Consider the following 17937-nt stretch of genomic DNA (forward strand, 5'->3'; position numbering starts at 1 on the left):
CGTGCAATCGGCGGCCAGCAAGGCGATTGCCCGCGATCGGATCAGCGCTGCCCAGAAATCGTTCAAACCCCGTCATTCCACTGGCCTGAACGCAAAAACACCTGTAGACTCTCAAACAGATCCCGAAAACGGGACGTTAACGAGGCAGATAGTGGCGGTATCTCATGACTGAGATGGTGTATGGCGCGGTCCAGGACCAGCGCGGCGAACCGATTCTACCAAAGTGGTGGCGAACGATTGATCGCTGGACGATGTCCTGCGTTCTGATCCTGTTTGTCATTGGGCTTTTGCTGGGGCTGGCGTCCTCGCCGCCGCTGGCCGGGCGCAACGGGTTCGATCCGTTCCACTATGTCGAACGGCAGGCGCTGTTTGGCGGGCTGGCTCTGGTGGCGATGCTGCTGACTTCGATGATGTCGCCGACCTTGGTGCGACGTCTGGCGGTGCTGGGCTTTCTGGGGGCCTTTGTGGCGCTGGCCTTCCTGCCCATCTTCGGCACCGATTTCGGCAAAGGTGCCGTGCGCTGGTATTCGCTGGGCTTTGCCTCGCTGCAACCGTCCGAGTTTCTGAAACCCGGCTTTGTGGTCGTCGCCGCTTGGCTGCTGGCCGCGTCGCAAGAAATCAACGGCCCGCCGGGGCGGCTGTGGTCCTTTGCGCTGTGCATGGCGATTGTGGCGATGCTGGTGATGCAGCCCGATTTCGGGCAAGCCTGCCTGATCCTGTTTGGCTGGGGCGTGATGTATTTCGTCGCTGGGGCACCTATGCTGCTGCTGGTCGGAATGGCCGGAGCCGTGGTTCTGGGCGGTATGTTCGCCTATTCCAATTCCGAGCACTTTGCCCGCCGCATCGACGGCTTCCTCAATCAGGAACTCGACCCCACGACGCAGCTTGGCTACGCCACCAACGCCATCCGCGAGGGCGGCTTGTTCGGCGTTGGCGTGGGCGAAGGGCAGGTGAAATGGTCGCTGCCCGATGCGCATACGGATTTCATCATTGCTGTTGCGGCCGAAGAATACGGCCTGATCCTCGTCCTCATCATCATCGCGCTTTATTCGCTGATCGTGGTGCGCTCGCTGCTGCGGCTGATGCGCGAACGCGATATGTTCATCCGTCTGGCCGGCACCGGTCTGGCCTGTATGTTCGGCGTTCAGGCGATGATCAACATGGGCGTCGCCGTGCGGCTGCTACCGGCCAAGGGCATGACACTGCCCTTCGTCAGCTATGGCGGCTCGTCCCTGATCGCAGGCGGCATCGCGGTTGGCATGTTGCTGGCCTTCACCCGCTCGCGCCCGCAAGGCGAACTGGGCGACATTCTGCGTGGACGAGGCTGATGCCGTATCTTCTGATCGCGGCGGGTGGCACCGGGGGCCATATGTTCCCCGCGCAGGCGTTGGCCGAGGCGATGCTGCACAAAGGCTGGCGCGTGCGCCTGTCCACCGACCCGCGCGGCGCGCGTTATACCGGAGCCTTCCCTGACGGCGTCGAAATCGTCGAGGCCTCCTCGGCCACCTTCGCCCGTGGCGGTCTGGCCGCCAAACTGTTGGTCGGCCCCAAGATCGCCACAGGTGTCACCGGCATGGCCGCGCAGATGATGCGCGACAAGCCGGACGTGGTGGTGGGCTTTGGCGGCTACCCCTCGATCCCGGCGCTGGGTGCAGCAACGCTGTTAAAACTCCCGCGCATGATCCATGAGCAAAATGGCGTTCTGGGCCGCGTGAACCAGATCTTCGCCACCCGCGTGGCTCAAGTCGCCTGCGGCGTCTGGCCCACCGACCTGCCCGACGGGGCCAAGGGCGTCCACACCGGCAACCCGGTCCGCGCCGCCGTGCTGGACCGCGCCGCAGCGCCCTATATCCCGCCCGGCGATTACCCGATGTCTGTCCTTGTAATGGGCGGCAGCCAAGGCGCGCGCATCCTCAGCGACGTAGTGCCCGGCGCGCTCGCGGCCCTGCCCGAATACCTGCGCGGCTTCGTCCGCGTCTCACATCAGGCCCGCGATGAGGATGGCGAGCGGGTCAAGGCCTTCTACGCCGACCACGGCATTCAGGCCGATGTGCAGCCCTTCTTCGATGATGTCCCCCGTCGCATGTCCGACGCGCAGCTTGTCATCAGCCGCTCGGGCGCGTCCAGCATCGCCGATATCTCGGTGATTGGACGGCCCTCAATCCTGATCCCGCTGGCCACTGCCGCAGGCGACCACCAGACTGCCAATGCGCGCGGGCTGGTGCAGGCGGGCGGGGCGATCATGATCCCCGAAAATGCGCTTGACGTTTCTGCGCTGACGCAGCAAATCACCACGGTTCTCACCAACCCCGAAGCCGCACAGAAAATGGCCCATGCCGCGCTATCGGTCGGGGCCCCGGACGCGACCGAGCGTCTGGTGGCCCTCGTCGAACAACTGGCGCAGAAGGAGACCTCATGAATCCAGCAACCAAACTGCCGCAGGACGTTGGACCGATCCACTTTGTTGGCATCGGCGGGATCGGGATGTCGGGCATTGCCGAGGTGCTTTTGAATCTTGGCTATCAAGTGCAGGGCTCGGACTTGAAGGCGTCAAAGATCACTGACCGTCTGGCCGCGCTGGGGGCCGAGATTTTTGAAGGACAGCGTGCCGAGAACCTGCAAAACGCCGCCGTTGTTGTCACATCGACCGCGATCAAACCGGGCAACCCGGAACTGGATCAGGCGCGTGCGCAAGGCCTGCCGGTTGTCCGCCGCGCCGACATGCTGGCCGAACTGATGCGCCTGCGCTCGAACATCGCGATTGCCGGAACCCACGGCAAGACAACCACGACCACCATGATGGCCGAGCTGATGGTGGCCGGAGACTTCGACCCCACCGTCATCAATGGCGGCATCATCCACGCCTATGGCTCAAACGCGCGCATGGGGCAGGGCGAATGGATGGTGGTTGAGGCGGACGAATCCGACGGTTCCTTCAACCGCCTGCCCGCCACAATCGCCATTGTCACCAATATCGACCCCGAGCATATGGAGCATTGGGGCGATTTCGATCAGCTGCGCGACGGCTTCCACGAATTCCTGTCGAACCTGCCCTTCTACGGCCTCGCCGTCTGCTGCACCGACCATGCCGAGGTTCAGGCGCTGGTCGGCCGCATCACCGACCGCCGCGTGCGCACCTATGGCTTCAACGCGCAGGCCGATGTGCGGGCCGAGAACCTGACCTACAAGGGCGGGGTTGCTCATTTTGACATCCACCTGCAATACGAAGATAAGGTAATCGAGGGTTGCACCCTGCCGATGCCCGGCGACCACAACGTCTCGAACGCGCTGTCGGCGGTGGCGGTGGCGCGCCATCTGGGCATGAAACTGTCGGAAATCCGCGACGCGCTGGCCAATTTTGGCGGCGTCAACCGCCGCTTTACCAAGGTCGGTGAAGTGAACGGCGTCACCATCATCGACGATTACGGCCACCACCCGGTTGAAATCGCCGCCGTTCTGAAAGCCGCCCGCCAAGCGACCGAGGGCCGGGTCATCGCCGTCCACCAACCGCACCGCTATACCCGCCTGTCGGATCTGTTCGATGATTTCTGCACCTGTTTCAACGACGCCGATGTGGTCGCCATCACCGATGTCTTCGCCGCCGGAGAAGACCCGGTCGAAGGCGCCTCGCGCGATGATCTGGTCGAGGGGCTGATCCGCCACGGCCATCGCCACGCACGTGCGATCCTCGGCGATGACGACCTTGTGCGCCTTGTGCGCGAACAGGCCCGTCCGGGGGATATGGTCGTCTGCCTCGGGGCCGGTTCGATCAGCGCCATGGCCAATGATCTGCCCGACCGGCTGATGGCAAAGGCCAGCTAGTCCCGTGTCGGTGTCGCTCATACTGGCCTGCCTCTGGGTGCTGGCCTCGACCATCGTGGCGATGCTGCCGATGCGCCTGCAATTCCCGCCGGGGATCGTGCTGTTTGTCAGCGCGCCCGCGCTGATCGTGTTTCTGGGCTATGACTATGGCTGGTTTGCCGGGTTGCTGGCCTTCGCCGGGTTCGCCTCGATGTTTCGCAACCCGATCCGCTATTACTGGCGCAAATGGACGGGAAAAGAGGTGCCGGAATGAACTGGTCGATTGCTCTGGCCGGTCTGTGGGGGCTGGCGGCCAATGTGCTGGCGATGATCCCCAGCAAGGACAACCACTGGACCCGCGCCTATATCCTGATTGCCGTGGGCATCCCCATTCTGGGCTATGTGACCTATCAGAACGGCCCGTGGATCGGGCTGCTGGTGCTGGCGATGGGCATGTCCGTGCTGCGCTGGCCAGTGATTTACCTGACCCGTTGGACAAAGGCGAAAATGCAGGGCATGAAGGCGGCCAGAAAGTAACGGCCAGTCTCAGGAGGCCCCCATGGTCGACATCGCAACCTTCGCTTATCTGCCCTTGATCTCCCTCGTTTTCGGGGCGCTTGCGGGCTTTGTCGCCGGACGCTGGATCGGGCTGCGAGGGCTGCTGTGGCTGATCGGGCTGTCCTCAGCCGTCGCGCTGGTGCTGATCGTGATGCTGGCGGGTGTCGGAACCGGCGAAGAAGAACAGGCCTTCGGCCCCTTCGTCTGGCTGACCGGCGCGGTTCTGCCCTTCCTCTTTGCTGCCATCATGGGCGGCGTCGGCGGGCGCAGCCTGGCCGCACGGGCCGAGGAATGAGCAACGTACCCACCGTCCGGGGCCGCCTGACCAAGGCGCGTCCGCTCAACGACCTCACATGGCTGCGTGTCGGGGGGGCTGCGGATTATCTGTTCCAACCGGCTGATACCGAAGACCTGCAGGATTTCCTGCGCGACCTGCCCACAGATACCCCGGTCTTCCCCATGGGCGTCGGCTCGAACCTCATCGTGCGTGATGGTGGTCTGCGGGCGGTGGTGATCCGGCTGGGGCGCGGCTTCAACGATATCTCGGTCGATGGCAATACCGTCACCGCAGGGGCGGCGGCGCTGGACGCGCATGTGGCGCGCAAGGCGGCGGATGCGGGCGTGGACCTGACCTTTCTGCGCACGATCCCCGGCTCTATAGGCGGCGCGGTGCGCATGAACGCAGGCTGTTACGGCAGCTACACGGCGGATGTACTGCAAAAGGCCACCGTCGTCACCCGGGCCGGAGAGGTCGTGGACCTGACCCCACAGGACCTGAATTTCCGCTACCGCCAGTCCGACCTGCCAGAAGGCGCGGTGCTGATCTCGGCCACGTTCAAAGGCCCCTTGGGCGATGCGCAAGAGCTGCACGCCCGCATGGAAGCGCAACTTAAGAAACGCGACGAAACCCAACCCACCAAAGACCGCAGCGCCGGTTCGACCTTCCGCAACCCCGCCGGGTTCTCCTCGACCGGAAAGGCCGACGATGTCCATGACCTCAAGGCGTGGAAGGTGATCGACGACGCCGGAATGCGCGGTGCCACGCTTGGCGGCGCGCAGATGAGCCCCAAGCACTCGAATTTCCTGATCAACACCGGTGACGCCACCGCCGCAGACCTCGAAGGTCTGGGCGAAGAGGTGCGAAAAAAGGTTTACGAAACAAGCGGCATCACGCTAGAGTGGGAAATCATGCGGGTCGGTGATCCGCTGACAGAATAAAGCCCCAGCCGTCAGACCATAATCAGGCAAATTCAGGCGACGGATCAAAGGCATAAACGCAGTACGGACCACCACATAAGGTCCGGGGACATTGAGGCGCACATTGGGTATGTCGAGCAGGACAAACCCCAAAGTGGCGGTATTGATGGGCGGCCCCTCGGCTGAACGCGAGGTGTCACTCAGCAGCGGGCGCGAATGCGCAGCCGCCCTTGTGGGAGAAGGCTTTGAAGTGGTCGAGCTGGACGCAGGTCCCGACCTCTATGCGCGCCTTTTGGACATCAAACCGGATGTGGTCTTCAACGCCCTGCATGGCCGCTGGGGTGAGGATGGCTGTGTGCAGGGCCTGCTGGAATGGATGCGCATTCCTTATACGCATTCCGGCGTGCTGGCCTCGGCCTTGGCGATGGACAAACAGCGCAGCAAGGAAATCTACCAGACCGAGGGCCTGCCGATTGTGCCCAGCGTCATCGTGCCCAAGGTCGAGGTGATCGAGGTGCACGTGATGGAACCGCCCTACGTCGCCAAGCCCAACAACGAAGGCTCCAGCGTCGGCATTTACATCGTCCACGAAGGCGCGAACGGCCCGCCGCAACTGTCCGATGATATGCCCGAGCATATCATGGTCGAAAAATACGTCGCAGGCCGCGAACTGACCGTGACCGTCATGGGCGACCGCCCCCTGACGGTGACCGAGATCATGACCGATGGCGGCTGGTACGACTACGACGCCAAATACAAACCCGGCGGATCGTGGCACGTGCTGCCCGCCGACATTCCACAGGATATCTTCGACCGCTGCATGGACTATGCAGTCAAGGCCCACAACGCTCTGGGCTGCCGCGGCGTGACCCGCACCGATTACCGCTGGGATGACAGCCTCGGCGCGGATGGGCTGTTCCTGCTGGAAACCAACACGCAGCCGGGCATGACCCCGACCTCGCTGGTGCCCGAACAGGCCGAACTTTGCGGCATGACATTCGGCCAGCTTTGCGCCTGGATGGTGGAGGACGCCTCATGCGACCGCTGACCGCCACCCGCGCACCGGTGATCCACCGGACGAAGGCCCTTGCCGGGCCAGACGCGGATTTTGCCGCGGCCCCTCGGCCTGATCCCAAACCTGAACCCAAACTGCGCCTGCGCGGTGCGCGCCTGTTTGGCCGCGCGCAGGCGTCTGACCCCGCGCCGTCGCGCCTCAGCTACCGTTTTCAGCGCTGGATGCTCACCCCCGGCATCCGGCGCGGGCTGAAGATCGGCCTGCCGGTGCTGGCCGTGGTCGCTGCGGTGGGCGGCTATTTCGCCTCGGAAGACCGGCGCGAGGCCGTCAGCACCTATATCGCCGACATCAAAACCTCGATTCAGGAACGCCCCGAATTCATGGTCAACCTGATGGCCATCGACGGGGCAGGGACCGCGCTGTCGGAAGATATCCGCGAGGTTGTGCCGCTCGACTTTCCGCTCAGTTCCTGGGATCTGGATGTCGAGCAGATCCGCGACACCATCACCGGGCTGGACCCGGTGAAATCGGCCACCGTGCGCATCCGTCCCGGCGGTATCCTGCAAGTGGACGTGGTCGAACGCCAGCCGGTGATCGTCTGGCGCACCCGCGACGGGATCGAGTTGCTGGACGAAACCGGGGCCCATGTCGACCACATCGCCGCGCGCGCCGATCACGCCACCCTGCCGCTGATCGCAGGCAAGGGTGCCGACAAACACGTCCCCGAAGCGCTGCAGATCCTGACCACCGCGCGCAGTCTGGGCGAGCGGGTGCGCGGTCTGGTGCGTGTGGGCGAACGCCGCTGGGATCTGGTGCTGGATCGCAACCAGCGCATCATGCTGCCCACCGACCGCCCCGCGCGCGCCTTGGAGCGCGTGCTGGCGGTGAACGAGGTGCAGGACCTTCTGGAACGCGACGTGGTGGCGGTGGATATGCGCCTCGGACAGCGGCCAACCATTCGAATGAACAAAACAGCCAGCGAAGACTGGTGGAACACAAAAGTAGATGTGAGTAGCGGGCAGTAACGACCATGATGACCGATCTTTATCAGTCCCAACGGGCCATGCGGCAGATGCGCCGGCAGGCAATGCAACGCGGCGTTGTCGCCATTCTGGACGTGGGCAGTTCCAAAATCGCCTGCCTGGTGCTGCGGTTCGACGGCACAGGGCGGCTGTCCGAGGATAACTCGATCGGCTCCATGGCAGGTCAGACGGGTTTCCGAGTGATCGGCGCGGCCACCACCCGGTCGCGCGGGGTGCAGTTCGGCGAAGTCACCGCCATGCAGGAAACCGAACGCGCCATCCGCACAGCGTTGCAGGCGGCGCAGAAGATGGCCGATATCCGCGTCGACCACGTGATTGCCAGCTTCTCGGGCGCGAACCCACGCTCGTATGGTCTGGACGCGCAGGTCGATCTGGAGGGCCAACTGGTCACCGAGGCCGAGGTCGGTCGTGTCCTGAACGCCTGCGACGTGCCGGATTATGGCGAAGGGCGCGAGGTTCTGCACGCCCAGCCGGTGAATTTCGCGCTGGACAACCGCTCGGGCCTGATTGATCCGCGCGGTCAGCTGGGGCAAAGCCTTGCGGTGGACATGCACATGCTGACGGTCGACGCGGTGGCGATCCAGAACATCGTGCGCTGCATCAAACGCTGCGATCTGGAACTGGCGGGGATTGCGAACTCGGCCTATGTGTCGGGCATCTCGGCGCTGGTCGAGGATGAGCAGGAACTGGGCGCGGCCTGTATCGACATGGGCGGCGGCACCACCAGCGTGTCGATTTTCATGAAGAAACACATGATCTATGCCGATTGTGTGCGCATGGGCGGCGATCACGTCACCAGCGATATCTCCATGGGTCTCGGCGTGCCCGCTGCGGTGGCTGAACGTATCAAGACCTTCAACGGCGGCGTCCACGCCACCGGGGCCGATGACCGCGACATGATCGATATCGGCGGCGATACCGGCGATTGGGAACACGACCGCCGCACCGTCAGCCGCGCCGAGCTGATTGGCATCATGCGCCCGCGCGTCGAGGAAATTCTGGAAGAGGTCCGCACCCGTCTCGACGCTGCAGGCTTTGACCATCTGCCGAGCCAGCAGATCGTGCTGACCGGCGGCGGCAGCCAGATCATGGGCCTCGACGGGCTGGCCAGCCGTATCCTCGGCCAGCGCGTCCGCCTTGGCCGTCCGCTGCGCGTCCATGGCCTGCCGCAATCGGCGACGGGGCCGGGGTTCTCGTCGGCTGTGGGCCTCAGCCTGTTTGCCGCGCATCCGCAGGACGAATGGTGGGATTTCGAAATCCCCGTCGACACCTACGCCGCGCGCCCGTTCAAACGCGCCGTGCGCTGGTTCCGTGACAATTGGTAAAGCCGCGCTGAATCGCCCAAACCCCCGGATGGGCTAAAGAAACCGGTTGCAGCGCGCGCCGGAATCCCGCAAGATATCCACAAGGCCCGGCAGAGGCCCAGCGGCAGGACATCGAGCAGTTTTCCGCGACCAGAACAAGTGATCAACCGGTTTTCGCACCCCCGTTCGCGCGGGTGGGGTTTCTCGGTGTGTAGTGCAACATGAAGCTCTTGCCGCAACATATGGCGGTCACAGCGAAATGCGGCTGTCTGATGCCTTATTTCCTCCATATTTTGTGGATTCTTGCGATTTTTCTGGTGACGTTTCCGAAATGACACAGTAAAATCATCTGTGGATAGGTCAGAAAAAACCGCATTTTGCGGCAACATATAAAACAGGCGGACAGAGCATGACATTGAATCTTTCGATGCCCGGGCACGACGAACTTAAGCCTCGGATCACGGTATTTGGCGTTGGTGGGGCAGGCGGCAACGCGGTCGACAACATGATCGAAAAACAGCTGGATGGCGTGGAATTTGTCGTCGCCAACACCGACGCGCAGGCGCTGCAGCAAAGCCGCTCGTCGGCGCGGGTGCAGCTGGGCGTCAAGGTCACCGAAGGGCTGGGCGCAGGTGCACGGCCCGCCGTGGGTGCTGCGGCTGCCGAAGAAAGCATCGAACAGATCGTGGATCATCTGGCGGGCGCGCATATGTGCTTTATCACCGCCGGTATGGGCGGGGGCACCGGCACCGGGGCGGCTCCGATCATCGCGCAGGCCGCGCGTGAACTGGGCGTGCTGACCGTGGGCGTGGTCACCAAACCCTTCCAGTTCGAAGGTGCCAAGCGGATGCGTCAGGCCGAGGACGGCGTTGAATCGCTGCAAAAGGTCGTCGACACGCTGATCATCATCCCGAACCAGAACCTGTTCCGTCTGGCCAACGAAAAGACCACCTTTACCGAGGCGTTCTCGATGGCTGACGATGTCCTCTATCAGGGCGTCAAAGGCGTGACTGACCTGATGGTGCGCCCGGGCCTGATCAACCTCGACTTTGCGGACGTTCGCGCCGTGATGGACGAGATGGGCAAGGCGATGATGGGCACCGGTGAGGCGACCGGCGAAGACCGCGCCATTCAGGCCGCCGAGAAGGCGATTGCCAACCCGCTGCTGGACGAAATCAGCCTCAAGGGTGCCAAGGGCGTGCTGATCAACATCACCGGATCGGACGACCTGACCCTGTTCGAGCTGGACGAGGCTGCCAACCGCATCCGCGAGGAAGTGGACCCCGAGGCCAACATCATCGTCGGCTCTACCCTGGACACGGCGATGGAAGGCGGTATGCGCGTTTCGGTCGTCGCCACCGGCATCGACGCCAGCGAAAAGTCCGAGGATGTGCCGGTTGCCCGCCGTTCCATGTCGGCCCCGCTGACTCGCACGGTTACTGCGGAAGAACCCGCCCCAGAACAGGTCGCCGCGGATGAGACCCCCGCCGCGGATGACACAAACATCGCCCCCACGCTGTTTGAATCGATCGAGGATGTCGAGCTGAACGAAGGCTGGCACGAAGAGCCCGCCGCGCAGGACGATGACGGCCTGCCGCCGCCCGCCTATCAGCCACAGGTGGCGCAGTTCGAACCCCAGCCCGAAGCCGAAGAACCGGCCGACGCTTATGTTGCCCCGCGTGCCCCGACCCCCGGCACACCGTCGCCCGAGGCGATGCAGCGGCTGCAGGCCGCGGTACAGAAGGTGCCCGCCAGCCGCCTGCGCCCGACCGCCGAGGCCCCGCGTGAACCGGCCCCTCAGCCGCAGCACGCCGCCGAGGATCGCCCCCGGTTCGGCTTCAACCGGCTGATCGACCGGATGACCGGCCACGCCGCCGATACCCCGGCCCAGCCGGTGCGCCAGCAGCCCGCGATGCGCGCAACTGACGCTACGGCACCTGCACAGGACGAAGGCGATCCGGATCAGGATCGCATCGAAATTCCGGCCTTCCTGCGCCGTCAGGCCAACTGATCGCGGTCACAAAATCACTGCAAAGGGTCGCCATCTGGCGGCCCTTTCTTTTTGAATATCAAGCTGTTGACAGTGGCTAAGCAGGGTTTTGCCGATCTGTCACATTCATGTTTCAATCGGTTGCAAAGAGTGAGTTGAGCCTGATGGCTCGGTTCCTTAGTTGAATGGCCAACACAGCCCACTCAAGGCTGGACACCACTCGCTGAGGTTCAATTTGCAACATACGCTCAAATCATCGGTCACGTTCAAGGGCACCGGGCTGCACAGCGGCAAGCCTGCGACGATGGTCCTGAAACCGGCGGCTGCCGGTCACGGGATCTGGTTCAAGCGCACCGATATCGAGCTGGGCAATGCATTGATCCCCGCGATCTATGACGTGGTTGAACGCACGCCGCTGTGTACCCGTCTGGTCAATGACGCAGGCGTGTCGGTCTCGACCATCGAACATATCATGGCGGCGCTGGCGGGCTGCGGCATCCACAATGCGCTGATCGAGATCGACGGCCCCGAGGTTCCGATCATGGATGGCTCGTCCGTTGAATTCGTGCGTGGCATCATGGCCAAGGGCGTGCGCCGTCAGGCCAGCCCGGTTCTGGCCTATGAGGTTCTGAAACCTGTCACCGTATCGCGTGAGGGCGCAAGCGCGACGATTGCTCCGGCGGACAAGCTTGAGATCGAGTTTCACATCGACTTCGAAGACGACGCCATCGGCAGCCAGACCAAGGTTCTGGATATGTGCAACGGTGCCTTCGCGCGCGAGCTTTGCGACAGCCGCACCTTCTGCCGCCGCATCGATGTCGAGGCGATGCGCGAAAACGGGCTGGCGCTGGGTGGTACGCTGGACAACGCCGTGGTCGTGCAAGGCGACGAAGTGCTGACCCCGGGTGGTTTCCGCCACGCGGACGAGGCCGTGCGCCACAAGATGCTGGACGCTCTGGGTGATCTCTATCTGGCAGGCGGCCCGATTCTGGGGCGTTTCACCGGCGAAAAGTCGGGTCATTCCATGACCAACACCCTGCTGCGCAAGCTGTTCGAGACACCCGGCGCGGTGCGTCCGATCCTGTGCACCCCCGAACAGGCCGCGCGCCTACCCGGTCAGGGCCTTGTCCGCAGCGAGATCCCGCAGGTTGCCTGACGGGGCCGGGCTGATCAACTCTTCCAGATTTGAGTGACCGAGGCGCATAAGGCGTTTTGCACCGGAATTTTATGTGCTAGACCAAGGTCCGATCAGGGACAAATCCCGCTAAGTAAAGACGACAAGGATGGGCGGAATGGTTGGCACCAGGGCGGCAGTCAGAATTGCAGGGGCGCTTCTTCTGGCAGCAGTTTTGACCGCATGCGGCAATGGCGGGCTGTTTGGCAGCCGCGGTGCGGACCGCAACCAGAACCTGGAAGGGTTCACACCCGAACAGATCTACACCCGTGGTGAATACGAACTGTCACAGAATCGCTCGGACGACGCGGCGTGGTATTTCTCCGAGGTCGAGCGTCTTTACCCCTATTCCGACTGGGCCAAGCGCGCGCTGATCATGCAGGCGTTTTCGTTCCATTCCGACAAGAACTATGCCGAAAGCCGCGCCGCCGCGCAGCGCTACATTGATTTCTACCCCACCGACGAAGATGCGGCCTATGCCCAGTATCTTCTGGCGCTCAGCTATTATGACCAGATCGACGAAGTGGGTCGCGATCAGGGCCTGACCTTTCAGGCGCTGCAATCCCTGCGCACGGTGATCGAGGTCTATCCCGACAGCGAATACGCCACCTCGGCCGTTCTGAAATTCGATCTGGCCTTCGACCATCTGGCCGGAAAAGAGATGGAGATCGGGCGTTTCTACCTGCGTCAGGACCATTTCACCGCCGCCATCAACCGCTTCCGCGTGGTAGTCGAGGATTTCCAGACCACCTCGCACACGGCCGAAGCGCTCTATCGTCTGATCGAGGCCTATCTGGCGCTGGGTCTGGTGGATGAGGCGCAGTCCGCCGGTGCGATTCTGGGTTATAACTACCAGTCCTCGGAATGGTACGACGCGGGTTATACGCTGCTGACCTCGCGCGGGCTGGACCTCAAGAGCCGTGGCAACAACTGGCTGTCCACGATCTATCGCCAGACCGTCAAGGGTGAGTGGTTGTAACCGCCATGGCTAAGGCCGAGGGACGCTAAAGACCCGATGCTGCGCGCCCTTGATATCCGCGACATGCTGATCATCGACCGGTTGGAGCTGACCTTCCAGCCGGGCCTGAACGCGCTGACCGGCGAGACCGGCGCGGGCAAATCGATCCTGCTGGATTCGCTGGGCTTCGTGCTGGGCTGGCGTGGGCGTGCCGAACTGGTCCGTCAGGGAGCCGCACAGGGCGAGGTTGTGGCCGAGTTCGAACTGCCCGCCGATCATCCCGCCCATGCGGTGCTGGCCGAGGCCGGTCTGCCGGGCGGCGAAGACTTGATCCTGCGCCGCATCAACACCGCCGAAGGACGCAAGACCGCATGGGTCAATGACCGCCGCTGCTCGGGCGAGGTGCTGCGTGCGCTATCGGAAACCCTGATCGAACTGCACGGCCAGCACGATGATCGCGGCCTGCTGAACCCGCGCGGCCACCGCGCCATGCTGGACGCTTATGCCGGGGCAGGGGATCACCTTGTCGCCGTTCGCACCGCATGGACCCAGATGTCCCACGCCCGCAAGGCCCTGACCGAGACCGAGGCCACTCTGGCCACCATGCGCGCCGAGGAAGAATTCCTGCGTCATTCTGTCGGCGAGCTTGACCAGTTGGACCCGCAACCGGGCGAGGATGCCGATCTGGATGCCCGCCGCCGCATGATGCAGGGGGCCGAGCGTATCCGCGATGACGTGGCCCGCGCCTTTGCCCTGCTTGGCGGCGACGGGGCCGAAGGCGCGATGGCCGACGCCGTGCGCTGGCTCGAAGGCGTTTCGGACAATGCGGGCGGTCAGTTGGAAGACCCCATCGCAGCGCTTGGCCGCGCCCTGATCGAACTGGGCGAGGCGCAGGACGGCGTCAACACCTGCCTGCAGGCGCTCGATTTCAATCCGGCGGAACTGGAACAGGCCGAGGAACGCCTGTTCGCCATCCGCGCGCTGGCCCGCAAACACGACGTCGCCCCCGACGATCTGGGTGCCTTCGCCGATACCCTGCGCGACCGCCTGAACCGTCTGGACGCGGGCGACGCCGACCTCAGCGACAAACGCGCCGCCGTGGACGCAGCGCAGGTCGCGTATGACAAAGCTGCCACCGCGCTCAGCACCGCGCGCCAGACCGCGGCCAGCGCGCTGGACCAAGCGGTCATGGCCGAACTCGCGCCCCTGAAAATGGAACGCGCCGTATTCCAGACCGAGATCACGCCCGCCGACCCCGGCCCCGAAGGCACCGACGCGGTGGCCTTCACCGTCGCCACCAACCCCGGCGCGCCCTCGGGTCCGCTGAACAAGATCGCCTCGGGCGGTGAACTCAGCCGCTTTCTGCTGGCGCTCAAGGTCTGCCTGACCGGTGAAGACAGCGCCCGCACCATGATCTTTGACGAGATCGACCGTGGCGTCGGCGGCGCAACGGCGGATGCGGTGGGCCGTCGTCTGGCATCGTTGGCCCACGGCGGGCAGGTACTGGTGGTCACACATTCCCCACAGGTCGCTGCGCGGGCGGCGCATCATTGGCGGGTGCAGAAACAGGTGACGGGCGATCAGACCCTGTCCACCGTCATCCCGCTGGCTGACCCTGACCGCGTCGACGAAATCGCCCGCATGGTCGCCGGCGACACCATCACGGACGAGGCCCGGGCTGCCGCCCGCGCCCTGCTGGACGCCTGACGCGCCCAACGCGCAACGCCTGCAAACAATCCCCCGTGAACCGACTTTTCTCAGGCCCCAACGTGGCTTAGTAAAGGTTAAGCGACCATCCCCGCGATCCTCACGAGGGCCAATGACCCAGTCCACCCGCACCGTGCTGCGCAACCAGCTGAACCAGGCCCTCTCGGCGCTGCGGGACGGCTGGCGGGTGATGCGGCACCGCGGGCCCAGCCAGGTTCAGTTCTGGTTCATCGCGCTGGTCATCGGCATCGCAGCCGGTTTCATGGCGCTGGGGTTTCGCATGGCGATCTCGGCGCTGCAGACCTATCTGTATAACACCCAAGACATCCTGCATCTGCACAGCCATGCCGAAAGCCTGCACTGGCTGTGGATCTTCCTCACCCCCGTTGTCGGAGGGCTGCTGGTCGGCATCATCCTGCATAGGTTCACCGATGACGGCCGCGTCCGCTCGGTTGCGGATGTGATCGAGGGCGCGGCGATCACCGATGGCCGGGTCGAGAAAAAGGCCGGTATCGCCTCCTTCTTCGCCTCGCTCATCACCCTCAGTTCTGGTGGGTCGACGGGCCGCGAAGGGCCGGTCGTGCACATGGCCGGGGTGATCTCCACATGGGTCAGCGACCGTATCCATGCCGATGGTATCACCGGGCGCGACCTGCTGGGCTGCGCCGTGGCCGCCGCCGTCTCGGCCAGTTTCAACGCCCCCATCGCAGGCGCGCTGTTCGCGCTCGAGGTCGTGCTGCGCCACTTTGCCGTGCACGCCTTCGCGCCCATCGTGATCGCCTCGGTCGCGGGCACTGTGATCAACCGGCTGGCTTACGGAGATGTCACCGAATTCACGCTGGACACCCCCGGCTCGCTGCAATTCTACGTGGAACTGCCCGCCTTCCTGATCCTCGGCCTGATCTGCGGGCTCGTGGCGCTGCTGCTGATGCGCTCGATCTTCTTTGCCGAGGATATCGGCACCCACATCCAGAACCGCCTGTCCCTGCCACGCTGGCTGCGCCCCGGTGTCTCGGGGGCCATGCTGGGCCTGCTTGCCGTCTGGTTCCCCCACATCATCGGCGTCGGGTACGAGACAACCATTCGCGCCCTGACGGGAGACCTCGTGCTGACGACCGCCATCCTGTTTGCGGTCATGAAAACCGTCGCCGTGGCCATCACCATGGGCGGGCGCATGGGCGGTGGCGTGTTCTCGCCCTCTCTGATGATCGGGGCGCTGACCGGGCTGGCTTTTGGCCTGATTGCCACCGGGTTGCTGCCGGATGTGTCGGGCACCCACACGCTCTATGCCTTCGCCGGGATGGGCGCGGTGGCGGCGGCGGTGCTGGGCGCGCCGATCTCCACCACGCTGATCGTCTTCGAACTGACCGGAGACTGGCAGATCGGCCTCGCCGTGATGGTCTCGGTCTCGATGTCCACTGCGCTGGCCTCGCGCCTTGTGGACCGGTCGTTCTTCCTGACCCAGCTTGAGCGCCGCAACGTGCATCTGGCCGCCGGGCCGCAGGCCTACCTGCTGGCGATGCTGCGCGCCGGGGCGGTGATGCGCCCCCTTGGCGACGCGCGATCCATCACCAAGGATCAGGCACTGGCGCTGATCGATCAGGGCCTCTGTGTCAGGGCCAACGCCACGCTTGAGGCCGCGATGCCCTATTTCGACCGCGACGATATCCCCTGCATCCCCGTGGTGGTGATCGACAAGGACGGCTGCGAAAACCCGGTCGGCGCGCTCTATCACATCGACGCGCTCAAGGCCTATAACCGCGCGCTGGCGGCGACTGCGGCCGAGGAACATTCGTAATCAGCCGTCATACACGCTGGCCGCATCGCCCAGATAATTGTCCCACGCAAACCAGTAGGAAATATGCCCCGCCACGCGCGGCAATTCCGTACCATCCGGCGCGACCAGAGCCTCTTCGGTGACGCTCCACTTATTTCCCGCCTCATCCAGCAACCCACCATCGCTGGTCGCGCGGAACTGATGCGATCCACGCTCATAGGCCCGCACGCTGCGCTTGTCAGGATCGCCCATCAGCATCAAGGCCCGCCCGCCGATGGCGTCATTGATCACCGGCTTGCCCTTGAACGCCTGCAACGGCCAGGCCCGCGCCGCGCCGAACTGGCGCACGGCAAACACGTAATCCTTCTGCCGATGCTGGCGCTGATCCACCAGCGCCGGGAACATCAACTCGGGCGAAGCGAAATACTCCTGATACACCACGCCCGAGCCATAGTTCCGCCGGTGCCCTGTGTTCAGCGACAGCACCTGCGTATCCGGGTGCGAGGCTTTCCAGTTATCCCAGCGCGTGATCACCACCGGGCGCTGCTTCAATTCGATGCCGCTATCCACCAGCGGACCAACCACCGGCTTGCCAGTATACTGGTTCCACAGCGAATGCGTCTCGCGATCAAACATCAGCTTGTTCGACCGATAGAGAAACCCCGACGAGCCAAAGACAAACGGCTTCCGCCGCGCCTCGACCTGCGTTTCGAACAAGATCCCCGACCCGCAGAGCGTGCAATAGGCCAGCGCCACCGGCACACCGCCGATCACCTCGTTGAACATCTCGTGCCAGCCCATGATCCGCAGCGGGTAAGCGCGCACATCGCCGTTGATCGAGACACCAAAGACCAGATCGTCATCCTTCAGATAATCCGCCCGCGCCGCCGGGATCAGCTTGGGATTGTCCAGCGACGGGATGCCGTCCTTGACCACGCCGCCCCAGGTGATCTCTTCCAGCCGGATCTTCATCTTGTCGCGCTGCAGGTATTCGGGGCGCAGGAACAGGTCGAAATTCTCGTCGATCCCCAACAGCACCTCGCGTTTGAACGGCGCCAGCGACGGGTGCGGCACGATCTGAGGGTTCTTCTCCTGCCACAGCATCCACTCGAACCAATCAGCGCCCAGGTTCTGACCGGTCAGCGCGTCCATCACCTCGGCGATCGCGCGCTCGCGCCGCCGACCATATCGCATCGCGGTCAAAAGGGCAGGCACCACATCGGGGTTGCCGCGTTGCTGAAGAAAGGCCATCCCGGCCTTGAAATCCGCCCCTCCGGCATAAAGCGTTGACCGCACGGCCTGATAAACCGGGTCCTCCTGCGCCCAAAGCGCGGTGGGCAGGGCGGCACCGGCCCCTAGCAAAGCGGTAAAACTGCGACGCGTGATCGACATGGCATCCTCCGATTGGGTCCA

At 63.9% G+C, this 17937-nt stretch carries 16 protein-coding genes; 15 read left to right on the forward strand and 1 reads right to left on the reverse strand.

Going from position 1 to position 17937, the window contains the following annotated elements:
- The first annotated feature begins 164 nt into the window (after nucleotides 1–164).
- The 15 genes from ftsW to ACR1XV_RS11255 all read left to right on the forward strand — a co-directional run bounded on the left by ftsW (nucleotide 165) and on the right by ACR1XV_RS11255 (nucleotide 16545).
- The gene (gene ftsW, locus ACR1XV_RS11185; RefSeq protein ID WP_480531263.1) at nucleotides 165–1328 is read left to right on the forward strand and encodes a putative lipid II flippase FtsW; all 1164 of its coding nucleotides are present in this window, start codon (nucleotides 165–167) and stop codon (nucleotides 1326–1328) included.
- On the forward strand, nucleotides 1328–2419 hold the full coding sequence (locus ACR1XV_RS11190; RefSeq protein ID WP_480531265.1) for a UDP-N-acetylglucosamine--N-acetylmuramyl-(pentapeptide) pyrophosphoryl-undecaprenol N-acetylglucosamine transferase: 1092 nt from the start codon (nucleotides 1328–1330) through the stop codon (nucleotides 2417–2419). Before ftsW ends, ACR1XV_RS11190 begins: the two co-directional genes overlap by 1 nt.
- Complete coding sequence (gene murC, locus ACR1XV_RS11195) at nucleotides 2416–3822, forward strand: UDP-N-acetylmuramate--L-alanine ligase (protein WP_480531267.1); 1407 nt, start codon at nucleotides 2416–2418, stop codon at nucleotides 3820–3822. Before ACR1XV_RS11190 ends, murC begins: the two co-directional genes overlap by 4 nt.
- A gap of 4 nt (nucleotides 3823–3826) precedes the next feature.
- A complete protein-coding gene (locus tag ACR1XV_RS11200; RefSeq protein WP_480531268.1) occupies nucleotides 3827–4075 on the forward strand; it encodes a DUF2484 family protein in 249 nt (82 codons plus the stop codon).
- Nucleotides 4072–4338, forward strand: coding sequence for a DUF2484 family protein (locus tag ACR1XV_RS11205; protein WP_480531270.1), 267 nt, complete (start codon nucleotides 4072–4074; stop codon nucleotides 4336–4338). Before ACR1XV_RS11200 ends, ACR1XV_RS11205 begins: the two co-directional genes overlap by 4 nt.
- Before the next feature lie 22 nt (nucleotides 4339–4360).
- Complete coding sequence (locus ACR1XV_RS11210; RefSeq protein ID WP_480531272.1) at nucleotides 4361–4654, forward strand: hypothetical protein; 294 nt, start codon at nucleotides 4361–4363, stop codon at nucleotides 4652–4654.
- The gene (gene murB, locus ACR1XV_RS11215; protein WP_480531274.1) at nucleotides 4651–5577 is read left to right on the forward strand and encodes a UDP-N-acetylmuramate dehydrogenase; all 927 of its coding nucleotides are present in this window, start codon (nucleotides 4651–4653) and stop codon (nucleotides 5575–5577) included. Before ACR1XV_RS11210 ends, murB begins: the two co-directional genes overlap by 4 nt.
- Before the next feature lie 109 nt (nucleotides 5578–5686).
- Nucleotides 5687–6604: a D-alanine--D-alanine ligase gene (locus ACR1XV_RS11220; protein WP_480531276.1), complete on the forward strand. Its 918-nt coding sequence runs from the start codon at nucleotides 5687–5689 to the stop codon at nucleotides 6602–6604.
- Complete coding sequence (locus ACR1XV_RS11225; RefSeq protein ID WP_480531278.1) at nucleotides 6592–7596, forward strand: cell division protein FtsQ/DivIB; 1005 nt, start codon at nucleotides 6592–6594, stop codon at nucleotides 7594–7596. Before ACR1XV_RS11220 ends, ACR1XV_RS11225 begins: the two co-directional genes overlap by 13 nt.
- A gap of 8 nt (nucleotides 7597–7604) precedes the next feature.
- The gene (gene ftsA / locus ACR1XV_RS11230) at nucleotides 7605–8939 is read left to right on the forward strand and encodes a cell division protein FtsA (RefSeq protein WP_480531467.1); all 1335 of its coding nucleotides are present in this window, start codon (nucleotides 7605–7607) and stop codon (nucleotides 8937–8939) included.
- Between the two features lie 388 nt (nucleotides 8940–9327).
- Nucleotides 9328–10929: a cell division protein FtsZ gene (gene ftsZ / locus ACR1XV_RS11235; protein WP_480531279.1), complete on the forward strand. Its 1602-nt coding sequence runs from the start codon at nucleotides 9328–9330 to the stop codon at nucleotides 10927–10929.
- A gap of 214 nt (nucleotides 10930–11143) precedes the next feature.
- Nucleotides 11144–12064 (forward strand): UDP-3-O-acyl-N-acetylglucosamine deacetylase, encoded by a 921-nt coding sequence (lpxC, locus tag ACR1XV_RS11240; protein ID WP_480531281.1) that lies wholly within the window; start codon nucleotides 11144–11146, stop codon nucleotides 12062–12064.
- A 136-nt stretch (nucleotides 12065–12200) separates the two neighbouring features.
- The gene (locus tag ACR1XV_RS11245) at nucleotides 12201–13061 is read left to right on the forward strand and encodes an outer membrane protein assembly factor BamD (protein WP_480531283.1); all 861 of its coding nucleotides are present in this window, start codon (nucleotides 12201–12203) and stop codon (nucleotides 13059–13061) included.
- A gap of 36 nt (nucleotides 13062–13097) precedes the next feature.
- The gene (recN, locus tag ACR1XV_RS11250; RefSeq protein ID WP_480531285.1) at nucleotides 13098–14747 is read left to right on the forward strand and encodes a DNA repair protein RecN; all 1650 of its coding nucleotides are present in this window, start codon (nucleotides 13098–13100) and stop codon (nucleotides 14745–14747) included.
- Nucleotides 14748–14859: 112 nt separating this feature from the next.
- Nucleotides 14860–16545 (forward strand): chloride channel protein, encoded by a 1686-nt coding sequence (locus tag ACR1XV_RS11255; protein ID WP_480531287.1) that lies wholly within the window; start codon nucleotides 14860–14862, stop codon nucleotides 16543–16545.
- On the opposite strand, the gene ACR1XV_RS11260 is transcribed toward ACR1XV_RS11255, so the two are convergent.
- Complete coding sequence (locus ACR1XV_RS11260; protein WP_480531289.1) at nucleotides 16546–17916, reverse strand: DUF3179 domain-containing protein; 1371 nt, start codon at nucleotides 17914–17916, stop codon at nucleotides 16546–16548.
- Between the last annotated feature and the right edge of the window lie 21 nt (nucleotides 17917–17937).

The organism is Ruegeria sp. AD2(2025) (assembly GCF_056542385.1).

Bases quoted from the DNA above. Each gene is read 5' to 3' on its own strand.
- ftsZ (WP_480531279.1), top strand. From the start codon at position 9,328: ATGACATTGAATCTTTCGATGCCCGGGCACGACGAACTTAAGCCTCGG.
- ACR1XV_RS11205 (WP_480531270.1), top strand. From the start codon at position 4,072: ATGAACTGGTCGATTGCTCTGGCCGGTCTGTGGGGGCTGGCGGCCAAT.
- ACR1XV_RS11210 (WP_480531272.1), top strand. From the start codon at position 4,361: ATGGTCGACATCGCAACCTTCGCTTATCTGCCCTTGATCTCCCTCGTT.
- recN (WP_480531285.1), top strand. From the start codon at position 13,098: ATGCTGCGCGCCCTTGATATCCGCGACATGCTGATCATCGACCGGTTG.
- ACR1XV_RS11190 (WP_480531265.1), top strand. From the start codon at position 1,328: ATGCCGTATCTTCTGATCGCGGCGGGTGGCACCGGGGGCCATATGTTC.
- ftsA (WP_480531467.1), top strand. From the start codon at position 7,605: ATGACCGATCTTTATCAGTCCCAACGGGCCATGCGGCAGATGCGCCGG.
- ACR1XV_RS11260 (WP_480531289.1), bottom strand. From the start codon at position 17,916: ATGTCGATCACGCGTCGCAGTTTTACCGCTTTGCTAGGGGCCGGTGCC.
- ACR1XV_RS11225 (WP_480531278.1), top strand. From the start codon at position 6,592: ATGCGACCGCTGACCGCCACCCGCGCACCGGTGATCCACCGGACGAAG.
- ftsW (WP_480531263.1), top strand. From the start codon at position 165: ATGACTGAGATGGTGTATGGCGCGGTCCAGGACCAGCGCGGCGAACCG.
- ACR1XV_RS11255 (WP_480531287.1), top strand. From the start codon at position 14,860: ATGACCCAGTCCACCCGCACCGTGCTGCGCAACCAGCTGAACCAGGCC.
- ACR1XV_RS11245 (WP_480531283.1), top strand. From the start codon at position 12,201: ATGGTTGGCACCAGGGCGGCAGTCAGAATTGCAGGGGCGCTTCTTCTG.
- murC (WP_480531267.1), top strand. From the start codon at position 2,416: ATGAATCCAGCAACCAAACTGCCGCAGGACGTTGGACCGATCCACTTT.
- murB (WP_480531274.1), top strand. From the start codon at position 4,651: ATGAGCAACGTACCCACCGTCCGGGGCCGCCTGACCAAGGCGCGTCCG.
- ACR1XV_RS11220 (WP_480531276.1), top strand. From the start codon at position 5,687: ATGTCGAGCAGGACAAACCCCAAAGTGGCGGTATTGATGGGCGGCCCC.